At 66.5% G+C, this 14,591-nt stretch carries 14 protein-coding genes; 9 read left to right on the forward strand and 5 right to left on the reverse strand.

The features are described from left to right. Window positions 1–131: 131 nt before the first annotated feature. The 3 genes from AC1DTF_RS18825 to AC1DTF_RS18835 all read right to left on the reverse strand — a co-directional run bounded on the left by AC1DTF_RS18825 (window position 132) and on the right by AC1DTF_RS18835 (window position 3,661). Window positions 132–1,313, reverse strand: a complete 1,182-nt coding sequence (locus AC1DTF_RS18825) for an LLM class flavin-dependent oxidoreductase (protein WP_057166814.1) — start codon at window positions 1,311–1,313, stop codon at window positions 132–134. 69 nt (window positions 1,314–1,382) lie between these two features. Next, window positions 1,383–2,801 (reverse strand): aromatic ring-hydroxylating oxygenase subunit alpha, encoded by a 1,419-nt coding sequence (locus tag AC1DTF_RS18830; protein ID WP_057166815.1) that lies wholly within the window; start codon window positions 2,799–2,801, stop codon window positions 1,383–1,385. 14 nt (window positions 2,802–2,815) lie between these two features. After that, window positions 2,816–3,661, reverse strand: coding sequence for an SDR family NAD(P)-dependent oxidoreductase (locus AC1DTF_RS18835; RefSeq protein WP_477475156.1), 846 nt, complete (start codon window positions 3,659–3,661; stop codon window positions 2,816–2,818). A 169-nt stretch (window positions 3,662–3,830) separates the two neighbouring features. On the opposite strand from AC1DTF_RS18835, the gene AC1DTF_RS18840 reads away from it, so the two are divergent. Genes AC1DTF_RS18840 through AC1DTF_RS18865 form a run of 6 tightly spaced genes read left to right on the forward strand, consistent with a single transcriptional unit; the run spans window position 3,831 to window position 10,741 of the window. After that, a complete protein-coding gene (locus AC1DTF_RS18840) occupies window positions 3,831–5,423 on the forward strand; it encodes an SMP-30/gluconolactonase/LRE family protein (protein WP_477475157.1) in 1,593 nt (530 codons plus the stop codon). Between the two features lie 9 nt (window positions 5,424–5,432). Continuing rightward, complete coding sequence (locus AC1DTF_RS18845) at window positions 5,433–6,176, forward strand: GntR family transcriptional regulator (protein ID WP_057166818.1); 744 nt, start codon at window positions 5,433–5,435, stop codon at window positions 6,174–6,176. Beyond that, entirely contained in the window at window positions 6,173–7,672 is a 1,500-nt protein-coding gene (locus AC1DTF_RS18850; protein ID WP_477475158.1) for an AMP-binding protein, read from the forward strand. Before AC1DTF_RS18845 ends, AC1DTF_RS18850 begins: the two co-directional genes overlap by 4 nt. A gap of 1 nt (window position 7,673) precedes the next feature. Beyond that, entirely contained in the window at window positions 7,674–8,447 is a 774-nt protein-coding gene (locus AC1DTF_RS18855; RefSeq protein WP_057166820.1) for an SDR family NAD(P)-dependent oxidoreductase, read from the forward strand. Then, complete coding sequence (locus AC1DTF_RS18860) at window positions 8,444–9,925, forward strand: AMP-binding protein (protein ID WP_477475159.1); 1,482 nt, start codon at window positions 8,444–8,446, stop codon at window positions 9,923–9,925. Before AC1DTF_RS18855 ends, AC1DTF_RS18860 begins: the two co-directional genes overlap by 4 nt. A gap of 18 nt (window positions 9,926–9,943) precedes the next feature. Next, the gene (locus AC1DTF_RS18865) at window positions 9,944–10,741 is read left to right on the forward strand and encodes an SDR family oxidoreductase (protein ID WP_477475160.1); all 798 of its coding nucleotides are present in this window, start codon (window positions 9,944–9,946) and stop codon (window positions 10,739–10,741) included. Window positions 10,742–10,784: 43 nt separating this feature from the next. On the opposite strand, the gene AC1DTF_RS18870 is transcribed toward AC1DTF_RS18865, so the two are convergent. Together AC1DTF_RS18870 and AC1DTF_RS18875 are read right to left on the reverse strand one after the other, a co-directional pair. Then, window positions 10,785–11,774 (reverse strand): aldo/keto reductase, encoded by a 990-nt coding sequence (locus AC1DTF_RS18870; protein WP_057166822.1) that lies wholly within the window; start codon window positions 11,772–11,774, stop codon window positions 10,785–10,787. Window positions 11,775–11,783: 9 nt separating this feature from the next. Continuing rightward, window positions 11,784–12,668: an aldo/keto reductase gene (locus tag AC1DTF_RS18875; RefSeq protein WP_477475161.1), complete on the reverse strand. Its 885-nt coding sequence runs from the start codon at window positions 12,666–12,668 to the stop codon at window positions 11,784–11,786. A gap of 101 nt (window positions 12,669–12,769) precedes the next feature. Here AC1DTF_RS18875 and AC1DTF_RS18880 point away from each other — a divergent pair, with 101 nt between their 5' ends. The 3 genes from AC1DTF_RS18880 to AC1DTF_RS18890 all read left to right on the forward strand — a co-directional run bounded on the left by AC1DTF_RS18880 (window position 12,770) and on the right by AC1DTF_RS18890 (window position 14,559). Further along, on the forward strand, window positions 12,770–13,654 hold the full coding sequence (locus AC1DTF_RS18880) for a helix-turn-helix transcriptional regulator (protein WP_477475162.1): 885 nt from the start codon (window positions 12,770–12,772) through the stop codon (window positions 13,652–13,654). Between the two features lie 102 nt (window positions 13,655–13,756). Then, a complete protein-coding gene (locus AC1DTF_RS18885; protein WP_477475163.1) occupies window positions 13,757–14,149 on the forward strand; it encodes a DUF2255 family protein in 393 nt (130 codons plus the stop codon). Then, window positions 14,146–14,559, forward strand: a complete 414-nt coding sequence (locus tag AC1DTF_RS18890) for a (R)-mandelonitrile lyase (RefSeq protein ID WP_057166826.1) — start codon at window positions 14,146–14,148, stop codon at window positions 14,557–14,559. Before AC1DTF_RS18885 ends, AC1DTF_RS18890 begins: the two co-directional genes overlap by 4 nt. Window positions 14,560–14,591 lie beyond the last annotated feature (32 nt).

Here is a 14,591-nt window from a genome sequence, read left to right on the forward strand (position 1 = left end):
TTCCAGTTCCAGATATTGGTCGGCGCCCTCGGACCGCAGTCGTTTGGCCCGTTCGGCGGCGTACTTCTCCCGGATTGCCGGGATGTCGATATCGGTCGGGGTGTCGGTGGGCCCGCAGGTCTGTTGGGTGGTCATACGGTGGCGTTCTCCGGCAGAGCAGCGGGATGCAGTGGGGCGGCGAGTTCGTGCACGGCCGGCAGCACCTCCTTGGCGAACAGCTTGGTGCTCTCGAAGGCGTCCTCGTAGGGCATGGTGCCGAACTGCGGGACGATGGTCACCTCGGAGAACGAGCACGCCTCCTGGGCGGCCTTGAGCTTCTCGAAGACCACCTCGGGTGTGCCGATGAGCAGGTTGGAGGCGTGGTATCCGGGCGGGCCGCCCTTCTTCTGGTCGCCGGTGACCGATGAGGCGAGGACCGCGGTGGCGGTCGCCTCGCGGGCTGCGTAGGCCTCATAGCCGCTGACGCCCTTGAAGTTCGACGAGTCGGCGAAGCCGTAATGGACGTTGACGTCGCGGTTGGCGGTCCAGATCCACTGCTCGGTCAGCGCCGCGAGCTTGTCGTCCTCCTTTTCGGTGACGTACATGAACATCACGTTCTTCGGCTGACAGGGCTCGAAGCCCTCCTCGGCACGGAAGGTGTTGACCTTGCGGACTTCCTCGCCGGCATCCCAGATGGGCTTGTTGCCGACGAACAACGGCACCATCCCGCGCCGAGAGAGGATCTCCAGCGATTCGGCCGTCGAGGAGGAGCTGAAGATGCGGGAGAACAGGTCCTTGCTGAGCGGCTCGGGGCGCAGCGACATCTCCGGGAAGCTGAAGATCTCTCCGTCGTAGGAGAACCGCTCACCGGAAAAGGCGAGTTCGAGGATGTCGAGGGTCTCGTTGAAGCGCTGACGGCTCTGCTCGCGGGGCACACCGACGGCGTCGAACTCGGTCTTGGACACCCCGCGGCCGATGCCGATGGTGTTGTAACGGCCGTTGGAGACGATGTCCAGATAGGCAATCTGATGGGCCAGCCGCACCGGATTCCACCACGGCGCGACGGCGACGAAGGTGCCCAGGCTGACCCGCTCGGTGCGGGCCGCGAAGTAGGTGAGCGCCTGAATCGGGTTGGGCGTCATCCCGTACGGAGTGCCCTGGTGCTCGGGGAACCAGATGCCGTCGTAGCCGAGCGGTTCGGCCAGATCACCCAATGCCAGCGCGGCCTGCACGCACTTGTAGTCCGGCGTCGCCGGCGGGCTGCTGAAATCGCCCGCCATGACGCGTTCCCAGTCGTGCGAATTCTGCGCACCGGTACCGAGGTTGACCTTCATATCGTCTCCTTGCTGAGGTGATTTCGGCGTGATTCGCTGCGCTCAGCGCACCCGATCACGCCGAAATCGCTAAATATCTTGAGGTTTTCCGGCGTCCATGTATTTGGAGAGCTGGTGGTGCAGGTTCACGGTGCTGCGCTCGCGGTACGGGTTGGGCAATGTACCGGGAAATCCGGCCGACTTCATACCCTGTTGCACCGCAGCCATATTGGAGAAGTCCTGCGGCAGCACCGACAGCCAGTTCGGTGAATCCTTGGGGGTGTAGGCCCATTCCGTCTCCGGCTCTTCACCCTTGGGGTACAGCTCGTAGACCGCGACCTCGAAGATGCACTTGTTCGGGTCGTAGCTCGGGTCGGGGCGCGCGGCGTAGCACAGCGCACTGGTCAGGCCCTGGCCCACTTGGAAGTTCGGGAAGATCTGCCACGCCGTTCCGCTCTGGCCGAGGATGTCGGGCGGGATGGTCGGCCAGACCACACCCCTGGCCTCGTCATCGCGGCGCGCCGAGGCCAGCCAGTGCTGCAGCACCTGATCGGCCGGGGTGCCCTCGGGCAGCTCGTCGACCAGACGCTTGGCCGCATTCACCAGGGTCTTCGTCGTGGTCGCGTTGGTTTCTTCCATGGTGTAGACCTGCATCTCGGCGGTGGAGATGCGGGGGTCCCCGGTGCCGAGGCGGATCTTGGACTTGGTCTCGTCCATACCCTTCGGCGCGTCGTAACCGATATTGCTGTGCTTACCCTGCGCCTTGGCCCAGCCCTTGAACTCACCGAACTTGTTGAATTCCGGGTGGGTGGTGAACACGTGGTAGGTCTCGTTGAAGGCCTCCATCGCGACTTTCCAGTTGCAGTCGAAATACAGCCACTTGCGCCACTTGTAGCGCATGTTCTCCAGGCCGAACGGATCGAGGATCTTGGCGGCCGGATACAGATAATCGACCAACGCCTCGCAGTGCGGATCCATGTTGATGAAAAGCCATCCGCCCCAGGTGTCCACCTGCACCGGAGCCAGGTGGGTATTGCCCGGAGTGAGCTTGCCCTGCCAGTCGTCCTGCTCGCGGATGTGGGTGCAGGTGCCGTCGAGACCGTAGGTCCAGCCGTGGAACCCGCAGACGAAGGACTTGCGCGCCCGCCCGGTCGCGTTCTTGGCGCCTTCGGGGTTGTCGATCAGCTTGCGTCCGCGGTGCATGCAGACGTTGTGGTGGGCCGCGAAGTCCGAAGGGCCCGGCCCGGTCCGGACCACGATGATGGAGTCGTCGAGAATGTCGTAGGTCAGGTAGCTGCCGACCTCGGGGATCTCCTCGACCCGGCCGACCTGCTGCCAGACCTTGCGCCACAATCTGTCTCGCTCGTTGCGTGCATACTCCGGGGAGATGTAGGCGTCGACCGGGATGGTCATCGCCGTCGACAGGTCCTCGGCGATCTCGCCCGTCGAATCGTCGGGGTCCGCCTCGATCTCGATCGCGGCGTCGAGATCGGATTCGGTGTGGGTCATGGCTTGTCTTTCCTTCAGATCCGACTGATCGCTTCGCGGAAGTTGTCATCTTTGAGGAACAACGACGTGTTGTCCGCTCCCAGGTGCGTCCACCGCAGATTGAGACCGCCGTCGACCAGCAGCGTCTGCCCGGTGACATAGCCCGCAAGGTCCGACAGCAGGAACAGGATCGCGCCGGCCTGCTCCTCGGGCGTCCCACGGCGTCCCATCGCGATGGCCCGCTGATCGCGGGCCGGGTCGGCATCGACATAGGTGGCCGATGCCGCGGTCTCGGTCACTCCGGGTGCCACCGCATTGACGCGGATGTCGTGATCCGCCAGCTCGACGGCAAGCGTGCGGGTCGCGGCCACGATCGCGGCCTTCGCGGTGCCGTACGCGATGTGGAACGGCGCAGTGTTCATCCCGCTGATCGAGGACACCGACACGATCGAACCGGGGCCACCGGCGGCCCGGATCTCGGCGGCCACCGCCTGGCTCATGAAGAACATCGTTTCCAGGTTCGCGGTGAACAACTCGCGCCAATCCGAACGGGAGACGCGGGTGGCCGGCATCCAGGTCGCCGGCGCGGCACCACCCGCGATGTTCACCAGCCCGTAGAGCGTGCCCTCGGCGATGCGTGCCGCTTCCAGCACGGTCTCGATGCCCTCGTCGGTCGACGCGTCGGCGGCCACCGGAATCACCGACAGCCCGCGATCGGCCAGCGGCGCGACGTGGGTGTGCAGATTGTCCTTGGAGCGGCTCACCGCGATCACCGTCGCTCCGGCCTCGGCCGCCAGCCGGGTCACCGTGGTTCCGATTCCGCCACCACCGGCGCCGGAAACCACCACAATGCGGCCATCGAGGCTCAGGAGATCAGTCATGACTCGCTTCCGTGGATCCGCGCCGGAATCCATCATTTGTCCGTACAACATATGTGACTCTACTCAACGGAGAACACTATTCCGCAGCAGTTATCTCCTCGTCAAGGGTGAGCCGCGGACCTTGACGGACTATTGTCTGGACTAGCAGTGGCTTGATAGCGTCCAGCACATGAGCACCCTGCAGGCCGGTCGGTACCCGGTCGCGTCGTCACCGGAAGCCGCCACCGGCTGGATCCTCACCCGCCTCACAGCACTCAGTCGGCTGTTCGGCGCGAACGGCCTACGCACCGGACCCGACGGCCGGCTCTACATCGCACAGGTGACCGGCAGCCAGATCAGCGCGCTGAATGTGAACACCGGCGAGATCGAGACGATCAGCGCCAAGGGCGGCGACATCGTCGCCCCCGACGATCTCGCCTTCGGCGCTGACGGCAGCCTCTTCGCCACCGAGGTGATGGACGGCCGGGTCAGCGCGCGCGACGCGTCCGGCACCACCCGCGTGCTGCGCGACGACCTGCCCTCGGCCAACGGCATCACCGTCCATCAGGGCCGGCTGTTCGTCAACGAATGCCGAGAAGGTGGGCGCCTGTTCGAGATGGACCTCACCGGTGGCGAGCCACGGCTGATCCTGGCCGACCTGCCCTCCCCCAATGCCATGGAGGTCGGGCCGGACGGGCTGCTGTACTTCCCGGTGATGAACGCCAATCAGATCTGGCGGGTGAACCCGGACGGCGGTGAACCCGACGTGGTCGCCGGCGATCTCGGCGTACCGGATTCGGTCAAGTTCGACACCGACGGCACCATCGTCTCCACCCAGGTCGCCAGCGGACAGGTGCTGCGCATCGACCCGCGCACCGGCACCCAGACCGTGCTGGCCACCCTGACACCGGGACTGGACAACTGCGCGTTCGTCGACGGCCGGCTGTTCGTCTCCAACTTCACCGGCGCCATCACCGAGATCCTCGGTGGCGGGGACACCCGCGCGCTGCTGCCCGGCGGGCTCAACTGGCCGCTGGACATCACCGTCGGGGCCGACGGTCTGCTCTACATCGCCGACGGCACCTACCTCTACACCGTGGGTTCCGACGGGGGGCTGCAGACCGTGGGCATGTTGTTCAGCCCCGGCTATCCGGGCTTCGTGCGCGGGCTCACCCCGGGTGCGACCGGCGAGTTCGTCGTCACCACGTCCGGCGGACAGGTTGCCCGCTACCGCCCCGCCGACAATGAAACCGACTATCTGACAGACGGTCTGGACCAGCTCTACGGTGTCACCCTGCTGCCCGACGGCACCCCGGTCGTCGTGGAGCAGGGCACCGGACGGGTGCTGGCCGTCACCGGCAACGGCACCCAGGTGCTGGCCGCCGACCTGGACACCCCCGTCGGGGTCACCACCGACGCCGACGGCAACGTGCTGGTCTCGGTGAACTCCGCGGTGCTGCGGGTGACGTCGGCGGGCACCGACACCGTGGCCGACGGGCTGATCACCCCGCAGGGCATCCTGGTGCGCGACGGCCTGCTCTACATCGTGGACTCCGGCAGCAAGGCCGTCATCACGGTCGACCTGACCACCGGAGCCCGCCACACCATCGCCGCCGGACTCCCCATCGGGGCGCCGCCCGGCATCACGCCCAAGCCACTGCGCGGCATGCCGCCGTTCTCCGGTCCGCAGGGTCCGTTCGCCGGCATCGCCGCGGGACCCGATGGCACGCTGTACATTTCGGCCGACGGCGAGGGCAGCGTGTACGCGCTGCGAAAGTTGTGATGGCGCGCCATGACCACTGAAACCACGGAGCACCGCTACCTGCAGGTGGCCCGCACGCTGCGCAAGGAGATCGTCGACGGGATCTACCCCGTCGGCTCACAGCTGCCCACCGAGCACGAACTGTGCGATCGCTTCGCGGTCAGCCGCTACACCGTGCGTGAGGCGCTGCGCCGGCTGCGTGACGACAACCTGGTGTCGTCGCGGCCGCGGACCGGCACCCTGGTCGTCCCGCGTCCGTCGTCGAGTTCCTATGCCCAGGACGTGATGTCGATCAACGACCTGCTGGCGTTCGCGGCGGGGGCGCAGTTCGAGATCGACTCCAATGCGATGGTCACCATCGACGCCGAACTGGCCGGGCGCACCGGTCTGGCGCTCGGCGAGCAATGGCTGGCCGTGCGCGGCTACCGTCGGGACGCCGCGACCAACACCCCGATCTGCCGCACCGAGTACTACATCAACCGGGCCTTCGCCGCGGTGGGCCGGATGCTGCAACGCCACTCCGGACCGATCTTCCCGCTGATCGAAGATCTCTACGGTGTCAGCATCACCGAGGTGCATCAGGAGATCACCGCGATCGCGCTCTCGGCCGATCTCGCCGAGCTGCTCCAGATCGATGCGGGCGCACCCGCGCTGCAGATGCAGCGCAGCTACCGGACCTCCGACGGCGAGATCGCGCAGGTCACCGTGAACACCCACCCGGCAGCCCGCTACCGCCACTCGATGACCATGCGCCGCGTCAAGGGCCAGCCGTGACCACACTCGCCGACGCACTTCGCGTTGCGGCGCAGGACACTCCGGACCGGGTCCTCATCGTCGACGGAGACGACGACCTGACCACCGCCGCGTTGTACCGGCAGGCCGGGTCCCTTGCCACGTCGATGTCGCAGCGGATGCCCACCGGTAGCGTGGTCTCCTTCATGCTGCCCAACTGGCACGAGGCCGCGATCGTCTACCTGGCCGCAACCATGTCCGGCATGGTGATCAACCCGATCCTGCCGTCGCTGCGCGACAGTGAACTGCAGTTCATCCTCGCCGACGCCGATGTCCGGATGATCGTCATCCCGGCGCGGTTCCGCGGATTCGACTACGGCGCAATGTTGTCGCGGGTGACCGCCACCATGTCCTCGCCTCCGGAGGTCGTCGTGGTCCGCGGGGTCCATCCGGGGCAGACACCGCTGTCCGAAATTCTCGAAGCGCCGGCCGCCGACCCGCTGGACGTGGACTCCGGCGCGGTACGGATGATCATGTACACCTCGGGCACCACCGGGCGGCCCAAAGGTGTGCTGCACAGCCATGACTCGATCCACGCGCTGATCCGCCAGCTCGGCGAGCACTGGCGCATCGATGCGGGTGACACCTTCCTGGTGCCCTCACCCATCGCTCATATCGGTGGCTCCATCTACGCGTTCGAATGTCCGCTGCTGCTCGGCTCGGTGGCCGTGCTGATGGAGCAGTGGGACCCCGACGAGGCCGTCGCGCTGATGCAGGCACGCCGCTGCACCCACATGGCCGGCGCCACACCGTTTCTGGACGGACTACTCGGCGCCGCCGAACGCGCCGGCAGCCGGCTCCCCGACCTCAAGGTGTTCATCTGCGGTGGCGCCTCGGTGCCGCCCTCGCTGATCCGCCGGGCGACCGGCTATTTCGACAAGGCCATCGTCACCCGCGTGTACGGGTCCACCGAGGTCCCGGTGTCCACCGTCGGCTCCCCGGAGGACGCCGAGCGCGCGGCGGACACCGACGGCCATGCCGGCATCGCCGACATCACGATCGTGGACGGCGAGATCAGGGTCCGGGGTCCACAGATGCTCACCGGCTACCTGCACGACGAGGATGCCGCGGAAGCCTTCGACGGCAACGGGTATTTTCGCACCGGTGATCTCGGCCGCCTCACCGAGGACGGCCACCTGGTGGTGACCGGGCGCGCCAAGGACATCATCATCCGCAACGGCGAGAACATCTCCCCGAAGGAAGTCGAGGACGTCCTGATCGGCCATCCCGGTATCGCCGAGGTCGCCGTCGTCGGGATCCCCGACGCCCGTACCGGTGAGCGGGCCTGCGCGGTCATCGTTCCCCGCGGCACGGACACACCCGATGTGGACGATCTGCGGGAACTTCTGAATGCGCACGGCCTGGCCAGGTTCAAGACCCCCGAGCAGGTGGTCATCTGGGATGCACTGCCCAAGAACGATGCCGGGAAAGTCCTCAAACACCAGATCCGAGCGACGCTGACGAAGGGGCTCAACTGACATGCAGGTTGCGATCGTGACGGGCGCCAGCAGCGGGATCGGTTTCGGTTGCGCCGTCAAACTCGCCGAGGCCGGGATGGCGGTGCTCGGCGCCGGGCGTGACCGGGATCGGTTGGCCGAACTGGAAACTGCGGTCGGCGATCCCGACCGGATCGCGACGCTGGCCGTGGACCTGACCGCCGACGAGGCGCCGGCGCAGATCGTCGAGGCCGCGGTGTCCCGTTGGGGCCACATCGATTTCCTGGTCAACAACGCCGGTGTCGGCAGTCCCAAACCGCTGCACGAAACCGACGACGACTCGCTGGACTACTTTCTGGGCCTGATGCTGCGTGCACCGTTCCGGCTGGCCCGCGACGTGCTGCCACATATGGGGCCCGGCTCGGCAATCATCAACGTGACCTCGACCTTCGCCGTCGTCGGCGGGATGCGCGGCGGGGCTTATTCCGCGGCCAAGGGAGGTCTCACCGCACTGACCGGTCACATCGCCTGCCAGTACGGTGCTGAGGGCATCCGCTGCAACGCGGTGGCGCCAGGTGTCACGCTGACGCCGATGGTCGCGACCCGCCTGGAGGATGAGCGCTTCCGCAAGATCAACACCGAGATGACACCACACACCCGCCTCGGCACGGTCGACGATATCGCCAGCACCGTGGCGTTCCTGTGTTCTCCCGGCGGCGCTTTCATCAACGGACAGACCATCGTGGTCGACGGTGGCTGGAGCTCGACCAAGTATCTGTCGGACTTCGCGCTGACCTCGGAGTGGGTCGCCAGGTGAATCTGTTCTCGGTACTCGACCAGGCCGCAACGCGTTTCGGGGAGCGTGGCGCGGTATACCGCGGCACCGAGCAGTTGCACACCTTCGCCGAGCTCCGGGACCGCGCACTGCGGCTGGCCACCTCGGTGACCGCTGATCGCGACACCGGGGCCAGGATCGCGATCGCCAGCGAGAACCGGCCCGAGATCATCGAGTTGATGTTCGCCGTGTGGGCCGCCGGGTGTGCCGTCGTTCCGATCAATTTCAAACTGCACCCGCTCGAGATGGCGCAGATCCTCGATGACTCCGGCGCCGCAGTGGTGTTCGCGTCACCGAAGATCGCCGCCGGTCTCACCGGAGTCACCGACGTGCCGGTCGAGGACATCGACTCCCCCGCCTACGCGGGGCGCCTGGAGTCGGAGCCGGCCGTCCCGGCGAACACCGATTCCGCTGCCCTGGCGTGGTTGTTCTACACCAGCGGCACCACCGGCAAGTCCAAGGGCGCGATGCTCTCGCACCGCAATCTGATGGCGATGACGGTGTCGCATCTGGCCGACTTCGACTCCCCGGACGAGAATTCCAGCCTGGTGCACGGTGCGCCCATGTCCCACGGCTCGGGCCTCTATATCGCGCCCTACATCCTGCGCGGGGCACGGCAGGTGATTCCCGCATCGGCCGGCTTCGAACCCGATGAGTTCCTCGACCTGTGCGACCACCACCCGCGCACCAGTTGTTTCCTGGCGCCCACCATGGTGCAGCGGCTGGTCGCCACCGGCCGCCCGCGACCCGGGAACCTCACCACCGTGGTCTACGGCGGCGGCCCGATGTACGTGGACAGCCTCAAGAAGGCGATGGCGGCGTTCGGCCCGATCTTCGTGCAGCTCTACGGTCAGGGTGAGGCCCCGATGACCATCACCGGTTTGCGTCGTGGTGACCACCTGGATGCTGACGACGCGGTGCTCGGGTCGGTCGGCTATTCGCGCTCCGGTGTCGAGGTCGCGGTGCTCGATCCCGATGGCAACCCGTCGGCTGTCGGCGAAATCGGTGAGATCGCCTGCCGTGGTGACGTCGTGATGTCGGGTTACTGGAACAACGCCGCGGCGACGTCGGCCACCCTGGTCGCGGGCTGGTTGCACACCGGGGACATGGGATCGTTCGACGCGCGCGGATACCTGACCCTGCGCGACCGCAGCAAGGACGTGGTCATCAGCGGCGGCAGCAACATCTACCCGCGCGAGGTGGAGGAGGTGCTCATCGAGCACCCCGGCGTCACCGAGGCCTGCGTCGTGGGCGCGCCCGACGAGGACTGGGGCGAGGTGGTGGTGGCGTTCATCGTGGGTACGGCCGCCCAGGACGATCTCGACGCCCATCTGCTGGAACGGATCGCCCGATTCAAGCGGCCCAAGCGCTACGTCTACGTGGACGAACTGCCGAAGAACAGTTACGGCAAGGTACTCAAGCGGGAGCTGCGGGAACTGGTGGCAGAGCGACGGGGATAGATGCGGTAGACACGTTCCATGCAGATCGAAGGCAAGGTCGTTGTCATCACCGGGGCGGGTTCGGGAATCGGCCGCGCCCTGGCGCAACAGTTCGCCGATGCCGGAGCCTCGGTGGTGGTCGGTGATATCGACTCCGAAGCCGCCACAGCGACCGCCGCCGGGATCGGTGAGCGCGCGGTAGGGGTTGGCGCGGATGCCGCCTCGGTCGCCGGTATCGCCACCCTGCTCGACGCTGCACGGGCGGCGTTCGGCCCGGTCGATGTCTACGTCGCCAATGCCGGTGTGATCGGCGCCTCCGGGTTGGGTTCCGACGACGACTGGGACCGGGTGTTGGCGGTGAACCTGCGCGCGCACATCCGGGCCGCCGATGCGCTGCTGCCGGACTGGATCGCCCGCGGCAGTGGCCATTTCGTCAGTGTCGCCTCGGCCGCGGGGCTGCTCACCCAGGTCGGCGCGGCCGGTTACGCGGTGTCCAAGCACGCCGCGGTCGGGTTCGCCGAGTGGTTGTCGATCACCTACGGCGACAACGGGATCGGCGTGACGTGCGTGTGCCCGATGGGGGTGRCCACGCCCCTGCTGGACGCGATCACCGACTCCGAGGATGCCACTGCCCGGGTGGCCGCCGCGTCCATCACCACCGCCGGTKAGGTGTTGAGCGCCGAGGACGTGGCAGCGGCGACGCTGGACGGGGTACGTGACGGCCGCTTCCTGGTGCTGCCGCATGCGTCGGTACTGGACATGTACCGGGGCAAGGGCGCCGACTACGACCGCTGGATCTCCGGGATGCGCCGGTATCAGCGGGCGTTGGGTGGCTGAGCACGCATACCCTGCGCCGCAAGACGTGTGACAGTTGGCTGGCTTAAAGGCCCACCATCGCCATACCGGCGGCGTTATAGCGGTCGCCCCGCACGCCGACCCGCGCCGCAAGAGCGTCGAGGTCGGCCACTTCGTCGGCGGACAGCGCCACTCCGGTGGAGGCGGCATTCTCGTCAACCCGTCCGCGACGGCGAGTGCCCGGGATCGGCACGATCCACGGCTGTTGGGCGAGCAGCCATGCCAGTGCGATCTGGCCTGCGGTGCAGCCCCTCGCCTCGGCGAGAACGCGGACGTGCGCTACCAAATCCTCGTTCGCGCTGATGTTTTCGGCGGCGAATCGCGGAATCGTGCCCCGGATGTCACCCGCGCCGAATTGCGTCGAACCAGCCACCGTACCGGTGAGAAAGCCCTTGCCGAGCGGGCTGAATGGTACGAAGCCGATACCGAGTTCCGCACAGGTGGGCAGCACCTCGGGCTCCGGGTCCCGGGTCCATAGCGAGTACTCACTCTGCAGAGCGGTCACAGGATGGACGGCGTGCGCGCGCCGAATCGTGTCGGCGCCCGCCTCCGACAGCCCGAAGTGCCGGACCTTGCCCTCTTGAATCAACGCTGCAACGGTGCCCGCGACGTCCTCGATCGGCACATCGGGATCGACCCGGTGCTGATAGAAGAGATCGATGACATCGGTCTGCAGGCGCTGCAGTGATGCGTCAGCCACCCTTCGGATCTGCTCGGGGCGCGAGTCGGTACCGACCATCTTGCCGTCGGCGATGTTCCAGCCGAATTTGGTGGCAATCACCACCTGCTCGCGCAACGGCGCAAGAGCCTCTCCCACAAGCTCCTCATTCACATAGGGCCCGTAAACCTCGGCCGTATCGAAGAAGGTGATGCCGGCTTCCTCAACCGCGTGGCGGAGCACGCCGATCATGTCGTCGCGGTCGCCGGGGTTGGGCCCATAGCTCTGCGACATGCCCATGGCTCCCAGGCCGATGGCGGATACCTGCAGGCCTTGACCAAGAGTGCGGATATGCATGGCGCCTCCTCAGGCTTCCGGGATCTTCATGCCGAACTTCTCCAGAGTGATGTCCTCGGGCTCCGGGCCCCCGCGAACCCCGGTGTCCAGGGCGTCGATCGCCGCGAGCTGATCTTCACTGAGCTCGAAGTCGAAGACGTCGAAGTTCTCCGCAATGCGCGATGGCGTCACCGATTTCGGGATCACCTGGCGCCCTTGCTGAATGTGCCAACGCAGCATCACCTGAGCCGGCGTCTTGTCGTGTGCGGCCGCGATCCCGCCGATCACCGGATTTTCCAGCGTTGAGGTGTGCGGACCTTCGCGGTAGAACGTGATGCCGCCGATGGGCGCCCAGGCCTGGCTGAGGATGCCGCGCTCGGCGTCGGCCGCCAGCACATCGGACTGTTTGAAGTAGGGGTGCACTTCGATCTGGTTCACGGTCGGCACGATCTCGGTTTCGGCGGTGAGCCGGTCGATGTGCGCGCGCATAAAATTGGAGACGCCGATGGCCCGTACCTTGCCGTCGGCGTAGAGCTGCTCCAGCGCCTTGTACGCACCAACCGTCAGCTCGAATTCGCCGGGCAGAGCCTGATGCAGGATGAGCAGGTCGAGCCGTTCGACGCCGAGCTTTCCGACCGATTTGTCGAACGCGTGCAAGGTCTCGTCGTAACCGAAGTCGGTGATCCAGATCTTGGTCTCGATGAACACGTCGTCGCGCGCGAGTCCAGACTGCTGGATGGCCTTGCCGACCTCACGCTCATTGCCGTAGGCAGCCGCGGTGTCGACATGGCGGTAGCCGACCTGCAGCGCGGTCTCGACGGCGTTGACCGTCTCATCCGGGGGCGTCTGAAAAACCCCGTAGCCGAGGACCGGCATGGTCACACCATTGTTCAGACTGAATTTCGGAATGGTCATGTCCTCGACGGTAGGCCCGAACGCAGTGATGCGGGAGGGCCTGCTGAACCAGGCACCGCCAGTACCTCTCAACGCGTCTCTGCCGGGCATACCGTGGAGGCATGGACGTGCGCATCGAGATCCGCGAATTCCTCAGTTCGCGTCGCGCGCGCCTGACCCCGGAGCAGGCCGGGCTACCCGCCTATGGCGGCAACCGGCGCGTCAAGGGTCTGCGCCGTGAGGAGGTGGCCATGCTCGCCGGCGTGTCTGTGGACTACTACGTGCGCATGGAACGAGGCAGCCTCGGAGGCGCCTCGGAGGCTGTCCTTGACGCTCTCGCCTCAGCACTGCAACTCGATGACGCGGAGAGGGAACACCTTTTCGCTCTTGCGCGGGAATCCGGGGCATCCAGCCATCGGCGTCAACGAAAGGCGCCTGGGACCGTGCGACCGGCGCTACTGCAGATCCTGGACGCCTTCACCGACGCGCCTGCCTGGATCCGCAACGGTCGCCACGACGTGCTCGCCATGAACCAACTCGCCCGCGCCCTGTATTCACCTGTCCTGGCAGATCCCCGACGACCGGCGAACACGACCCGCTTCGTCTACCTGCATCCCGAAGAGGCCGAGCGGTTCTTCGTCGATTACGACCAGGTCACCCGGGATGCCGCCGCGATGCTGCGGATGGAGGCGGGCAACAACCCGCACGACGAGAAGCTGATCGCACTGGTGGGTGAGTTGTCCACGCGCAGCGAGCTGTTCCGGCAGCGGTGGGCGTCGCAAGATGTGCGCTACCACCGTTCGGGCCGCAAGCGGCTCAACCATCCCGTGGTCGGTCAGCTCGATCTCGATTTCGAGGCGATGCCACTGCCGTCGGAACCCGGGCTGCAGCTCAATGTCTATACCGCGGCGGCCGGTACCCCGACCGCCGACGGTCTGAAGCTGCTCGCCTCCTGGGCCGCCAGCCAGGAGAACCTGCTGTCCGAGCAGACCCCGGCCAAGGGCTGAGGGGTACTGCCAGTACTTGTAACGACAGGTACTGCCAGGTATCGGGAAACAGGCGTTGGCTGGAGTCATGAGAGCACGCACTCAGCACCGGAAGATCGCCAGATGACCACCTGGACCTCAGCCGACCTGACCCATTTCGGCGATGCACAAGAGGTGCGGATCGCCGGAGCCCGCCCAGACGGCTCGTTGCGCAAGCCGGTGATCGTCTGGGCGGTACGGGTCGGCGACGACCTGTATGCCCGATCCGTCAACGGCCCGGACGCCGGATGGTTCCGTGGCGCCCGGGCAACGCACCGTGGCCAACTCGGTGCCGGCGCAATGACGATCGATGTGGACTTCGTCGACGCCGTTGGTGACGCCGACGACGAGATCGACGCCGCATACCAGCGCAAGTACGGCCGGTACCCCGGGCCGGTCGCATCGATCACCGGCGCGACGGCCCACGCCACCACCCTGAGAATCGTTCCCCGCCACACCACAAAGGACAGCGCATGAAGAAGATGCCTCGTGGTTCCTCCACAAAAGGCCCGGCCGAGATGTTCACCGGCGACGTGTATTTCGATGTCATTGCCAAAGGCGAGGAGCCCTCACGGTTGCGGGTCAACACCGTGCGTTTTGCACCGTGCGCCCGCACCGCGTGGCACACACACGCATGTGGTCAGACCTTGCACGTCACCGACGGCATCGGCCTGGTCCAGTCCCGCGGAGGTGAGGTCGTCGTCATGCGCCCCGGCGATACCGTCTACACGCCCCCGGGCGAATGGCACTGGCACGGAGCGGCCCCCACGCATTTCATGACCCACCTCGCCATGTGGGAGGCACCCGATCCGACTTCCGGCACGCCGGAGACCGAGTGGGGCGAACACGTCACCGACGACGAGTATCCCCAGCAGGTCGACCTGTGACGATCAGCAACGTACCCGGCGAATAGCCATCA

This window comes from Mycobacterium sp. P4_H6, from assembly GCF_056400845.1.

What these genes read in the sequence shown, in the direction of transcription:
- AC1DTF_RS18825 (WP_057166814.1), bottom strand. Translation starts at nt 1,313, where the DNA reads ATGAAGGTCAACCTCGGTACCGGTGCGCAGAATTCGCACGACTGGGAA.
- AC1DTF_RS18830 (WP_057166815.1), bottom strand. Translation starts at nt 2,801, where the DNA reads ATGACCCACACCGAATCCGATCTCGACGCCGCGATCGAGATCGAGGCG.
- AC1DTF_RS18835 (WP_477475156.1), bottom strand. Translation starts at nt 3,661, where the DNA reads ATGACTGATCTCCTGAGCCTCGATGGCCGCATTGTGGTGGTTTCCGGC.
- AC1DTF_RS18840 (WP_477475157.1), top strand. Translation starts at nt 3,831, where the DNA reads ATGAGCACCCTGCAGGCCGGTCGGTACCCGGTCGCGTCGTCACCGGAA.
- AC1DTF_RS18845 (WP_057166818.1), top strand. Translation starts at nt 5,433, where the DNA reads ATGACCACTGAAACCACGGAGCACCGCTACCTGCAGGTGGCCCGCACG.
- AC1DTF_RS18855 (WP_057166820.1), top strand. Translation starts at nt 7,674, where the DNA reads ATGCAGGTTGCGATCGTGACGGGCGCCAGCAGCGGGATCGGTTTCGGT.
- AC1DTF_RS18870 (WP_057166822.1), bottom strand. Translation starts at nt 11,774, where the DNA reads ATGCATATCCGCACTCTTGGTCAAGGCCTGCAGGTATCCGCCATCGGC.
- AC1DTF_RS18875 (WP_477475161.1), bottom strand. Translation starts at nt 12,668, where the DNA reads ATGACCATTCCGAAATTCAGTCTGAACAATGGTGTGACCATGCCGGTC.
- AC1DTF_RS18880 (WP_477475162.1), top strand. Translation starts at nt 12,770, where the DNA reads ATGGACGTGCGCATCGAGATCCGCGAATTCCTCAGTTCGCGTCGCGCG.
- AC1DTF_RS18885 (WP_477475163.1), top strand. Translation starts at nt 13,757, where the DNA reads ATGACCACCTGGACCTCAGCCGACCTGACCCATTTCGGCGATGCACAA.
- AC1DTF_RS18890 (WP_057166826.1), top strand. Translation starts at nt 14,146, where the DNA reads ATGAAGAAGATGCCTCGTGGTTCCTCCACAAAAGGCCCGGCCGAGATG.